The sequence below is a fragment of the Nitratidesulfovibrio oxamicus genome (assembly GCF_015731765.1).
Classification (GTDB): Bacteria; Desulfobacterota; Desulfovibrionia; order Desulfovibrionales; family Desulfovibrionaceae; genus Cupidesulfovibrio; species Cupidesulfovibrio oxamicus.
In genome coordinates, this window is record NZ_VRYY01000203.1 from 1 (window position 1) to 4,496 (window position 4,496).

Annotated in this window: 4 protein-coding genes; all 4 read right to left on the reverse strand. The window is 67.3% G+C overall.

The genetic code is table 11. From position 1 onward, the window contains the following. Positions 1–873 (reverse strand): rod-binding protein (locus FVW20_RS08195; protein ID WP_196609030.1); only part of this gene is annotated, 873 nt, incomplete at its 3' end. Between the two features lie 210 nt (positions 874–1,083). Beyond that, entirely contained in the window at positions 1,084–2,208 is a 1,125-nt protein-coding gene (locus FVW20_RS08200) for a flagellar basal body P-ring protein FlgI (protein WP_196609031.1), read from the reverse strand. Between the two features lie 578 nt (positions 2,209–2,786). Continuing rightward, positions 2,787–3,503: a flagellar basal body L-ring protein FlgH gene (locus FVW20_RS08205; RefSeq protein ID WP_196609032.1), complete on the reverse strand. Its 717-nt coding sequence runs from the start codon at positions 3,501–3,503 to the stop codon at positions 2,787–2,789. 58 nt (positions 3,504–3,561) lie between these two features. Further along, complete coding sequence (gene flgA / locus FVW20_RS08210) at positions 3,562–4,494, reverse strand: flagellar basal body P-ring formation chaperone FlgA (protein WP_196609033.1); 933 nt, start codon at positions 4,492–4,494, stop codon at positions 3,562–3,564. Positions 4,495–4,496: the final 2 nt, after the last annotated feature.

Below are 4,496 nucleotides of genomic sequence, written 5' to 3' on the forward strand. Positions count from 1 at the left end.
GGCTTCGGCGGCGGCAGCCGGCACCGTGGCGGATTGGACGCCGGTTGGACCGGGAGCGCCAGCGCCAACGGACCCCGCTGCGCCAGCTGAGGCAATTGAGGCTGTCGAGGCTGTCGCACCCGTTGCGGCAACCGCACCTGCGGCGCCCGCAATGGCAGCCCCCGCCACAGCGGATACCGCTGGACCGGATGCCACCGGACCGGCCTCGCCAGCCGGGGGTGTGGCGGCCACCTGACGCTCCAGTTCGGCCAGGTGCTGCCGGACGATGTTGTGCCCGGCCTGGTTTGCCGGTTCGGACTTGACGCCCGTTTCACCCGTTCCGCCCGTCGCATCCGTTCCGGTCGCGCCCGATGCCTGGGGGGCACCCGCCACCGCAGCCTCGGGGCTGGCGGGTTCGTACATGGACGAAGCGGTACCGGCCTTGTCCCGGTTCGCCTCCTCGGACGCGGGGGTGATCATGCGCGGCACCAGCGACACCGGCTTCACCGGCACCGGCTCGCGCACCGAACCGGGCGCGGTGGTGCGGCTGGCGTCGGTAAGCTTGCTGGAAAGCTGCTCGTAGATCATGTCGGCCAGCCCGATGCCCCCGGCGGAGGTCATCTTTTTGGCAAGCTCCTGGTCGAACATGGACTGCCAGAATTCCTCTTCCTTGCTGTGCAGGTAGCCTTCCTTGGGCAGGGTGGCGCGCATCTGCTCCCACATCTTCTGCACGAAGATGGATTCGAACCCTTCGCACGCCTCGCGCAGCTTCTGTTCCTTGGACGGATCGTTGCGCAGGCGCTTGCGCAGGGCATCCATCTCGAGCTTGCGCTGGGTAAGCTCGTGCTGGGCCGAGGCGGCGGTGGCGAGTTTGGGATCGACGGGAGCAGTCATGGCAAGTCTCTCATCGTTTCAGCATGCTGAAAAATTGCAAGGGGGCCGTGCTGGCACTGTCTTTCAGGGCGCGCTTGCAAATGCGGAGTTTCGTTCGTTGGCGAGGAAAACAAGCCTGCCATGAGGGAGTATACTCTTATCGTATTCGACCGATATGGCAGGCGAAGTTTGACAAAGCCAACGGGCGAAAGAACCATTTGCACGCGCGCCCTAGATGACTTCGAGGTCGGCATGCAAAGCCCCCGCCGTCTTCATGGCCCGCAGGATCGAGACCAGGTCGCGCGGGGTGGCGCCGATGGCGTTCAGGCCATCCACCAGTTCCTGCAAGGTGGCGCCTTCCATGAGCATCAGGCGGCGGTTTTCCTCACGCACGTTGATGTCGGTGCGCGGAGTGGCCACGGTCTGCCCCTGGCTGAACGGGCCGGGCTGCGAGACGTCCATGCCTTCCTGCACGGTGACCTGCAAACTGCCGTGGGCCACGGCCACGCGCGAGATGCGCACGTCGCGCCCCAGCACCACGGTGCCGGTCTTTTCGTCCACCACCACCTTGGCGGGGCCGTCGGGGGTGACTTCGATGTTCTCGATGGAGGCCATCAGCGGCACCAGGTTGCCCCGGTAGGCGGGCGGCACGTCCAGGGCCACGGTTGAGGCATCCTGGGCCTTGGCGTAGCTGCCGCCCATGACCCGGTTCAGCCGCTCCACCACCTGCATGGTGGTGGAAAAGTCCGCGCTGGTCATGTGCAGGGTCAGCGTATCCTGGCTGTTGAACTGAAAGGGAATGCCCCGCTCCACGATGGCTCCGCCGGGGATGGTGCCCACGGTGGTCACGTTCTTCTGGGCGCGGGCGGCCTGCCCTTCCACGGAAAAGCCGCCCAGGGCCAGCGGCCCCTGCGCCAGGCTGTACACCTTGCCGTCCACGCCCTTCAGCGGCGTGATCAGCAACACCCCGCCCTGAAGGCTGGTGGCGTCGCCCATGGACGAGACGGTGACGTCCAGGCGGGTGCCGGGCTTGGCGGAAACGGGCATGCGGGTTGTGACCATGACGGCGGCCACGTTCTTGGGCTTCATCTTGGCCGGGTCCACGGCCACGCCCATGCGTTCCAGCATGTTGACCATGGAACTCATGGTGAAGGTGGAATCCTTCTTGTCGCCCGTGCCGCCAAGGCCGACCACAAGGCCGTAGCCCACTAGCTGGTTGTCGCGCACGCCGCCGAAGCTGGCGATGTCCTTGATGCGCACGGCCCCGGCGCCGCCCGGCAGGGCCAGCAGCCACAGGCCCGCAAGCAGCGGGACGACGAGAAGGCGGGCGGTGAGGGAACGAAGGCTGGGCGACATGGCATTTCTCCGAAAATCAGGCTGCTCTGGCAGCCCGTTACGCGCCCCCCCCCCGAATGTGCGCCGACGTGGGCCGGCGTGGGCCGGCGTGGGCCGGATGGGGCGCGAAGGGATGGGGCGCGCGGATTGCTGACGGTCAAGAAACAAACATCCCGCAGGGCGCGCCGCCGACGGGTATCCGACGGTATTCCGGCGCTGCCCATGGCTATTGCCAACACCGTGCCAGTGCGAAGGCGGCAAGTCCATTCGCAGGCGAGGAAAGCGGAGCCGCCGCCGGGGGAATGTACTCTTTGGTACTCGACCCCGGCGGCGGCGATGTTTGACGATGCATGCGGGCGGAATCGCCTTGCCTGGCAACGCACAGGAAATGCGCCCGGCTGGCCCGCAGGCAAGAAAAGCGGGGCCGACGACGAGGGTGTGCGTCTTCAGTCCTCACACGCGTCGCATGGCGCGAACGCGGCAAGTCCGCTTGCAGACAAGGAAAACGAAGCCGCCGCCGGGGGAGTGTACTCTTTGGTACTCGACCCCGGCGGCGGCGACGTTTGACGATGCATGCGGGCGGAATCGCCGCGTTCGCACTAGAAAGGCCAGACGTTGTCCATAAGACGGGTGAACCACCCCGGCTTCTGCTTGTCCGCCAGGGTGCCCTTTCCGTAGTACTCGATGCGGGCATTGGCCATCTGCGACGAAGTCACGGAATTATCCGAGGCCACGTCGCGGGCGCGCACCAGGCCGCTGACCACGATGTACTGGGTCTCGTCGTTGACGCGGGTTTCGCGGGCGCCTTCCACTTCCATCAGGCCGCCGGGCAGAACGCGCAGAACGCGCGCGGCGATGGTGGTGGTGACGGTGCTTTCACGCTTGGTTTCGCCGGTGGCGGAATGCTTGGAGGTGGAACTGGTGCCCAGGACGGGATTCGTGCCCACCGCGCCGCCAAAAGGCCCTGCGGGATTCATGGGGTTGATGGACGCGCTGGACTGCCCGAAAAAGGCGCTGACGCCCAGTTCGTTGGTACTGGTCTTGTCGGCGGTGGTGTCGGCCTTGTTCTTGGCCTTGTCGGTTTCCACCACCTTGACCAGCACGATGTCGCCCACCCTGCGGGCGCGGTTGTCGGAGAACAGGAACTCCGAGTCCGATTCGCTGTACAGCGATCCGGGGTTGGCGGCTGTGTCCTCGGGCTCGGCATAGGCCTGCGGCTGGGTGACCGGCGGCACCGGCGAAGGCTGCTGGCGGGCGGCATTGCACCCGGAAAGCAGCAGCATGGCGCACCCGGCGGCGAGCAGTCTGCGTTTCATGGCGGTTCTCCTTGGATTGCGGAGGGGGCGTTTCGGACTTGTGCCGTGAGTGGTGCCCCTACCGGGCCACCACCGTCCCCCCATCCTTCACTGCAGCATAGATCTGCCGCTTGCTTTGCATATTGCGTACGGGAATGGTCTCGCCAAGGCCGCCGTCGGCCATGGCCTCGCCCTGCACCTGCAAGCGCACCGAGCCGGAATCGTACAGCACGGTCACCACGCTGCCGCGCCGCACGGTGGGCACGCCGGAAAGGTCGCTCTGGTAGATCACCTGATCGGCGCCCACGGGGCGGGTCAAGCGCCACGGGCCGCCCAGGCCGTCCCAGGCAGGTTCGCGCAGGTAGGCCAGGTTCTTGCGCACGCGGGTGATCTTGTCGGGGGTCAGCACGTCGTCCCTGTTCACGGGCTGGACGGCGCAGGGTACGTCGGCCCACACGTCCACGAAGGCGGAGCCGGTGAACTTTCGCACGACGCTGCCGTCAACCTCGCGCACGGCAAAGCGCAGCGTGTTGCGACCGGGCGCGGCCAGGGTGTTCTCCACCACCACCTGCTGCTGCGGGTGGGCCAGAAAGACGTAAGGGGGCAGGCGGTAGTCCTGCATAGAGGCCTCACCGGGCATGGCGGCCATGGCGGGTGTCAGAGCTCTGACGGCCAGGGCCCGCAGGTCGCCTTCGCGCAGCACCGCGCCGCCGCGCTGGAGCACCAGCGTGCCGGGGTACAGGCACAGCGATTCGGTATCGCGCAGGGCCTCGCGCAGGGCCTGTTGCAGGCGCGGGCGATTGACGCTCATGGGGCGGCCCGGCTCGGCGGGTGACGGCCACAGGGGGGTGGCGGCCAGTTCGCGCCAGGCCTGCGGGGAAATGGAACCCACCGGCTCCGCTATCTCGCCCAGGGTCACCGTGGCGCCGGACACCACGGCGGCGTCCAGCAGCCGGATGCGCCAACCCGCGTCGGCGGTGCCTGCCCGTGCCGGGGCAAGGCCGAAGGCCAGCA

Excerpts from the sequence above, each read along its gene's own strand:
- FVW20_RS08200 (WP_196609031.1), bottom strand. The coding sequence starts at position 2,208 with ATGTCGCCCAGCCTTCGTTCCCTCACCGCCCGCCTTCTCGTCGTCCCG.
- FVW20_RS08205 (WP_196609032.1), bottom strand. The coding sequence starts at position 3,503 with ATGAAACGCAGACTGCTCGCCGCCGGGTGCGCCATGCTGCTGCTTTCC.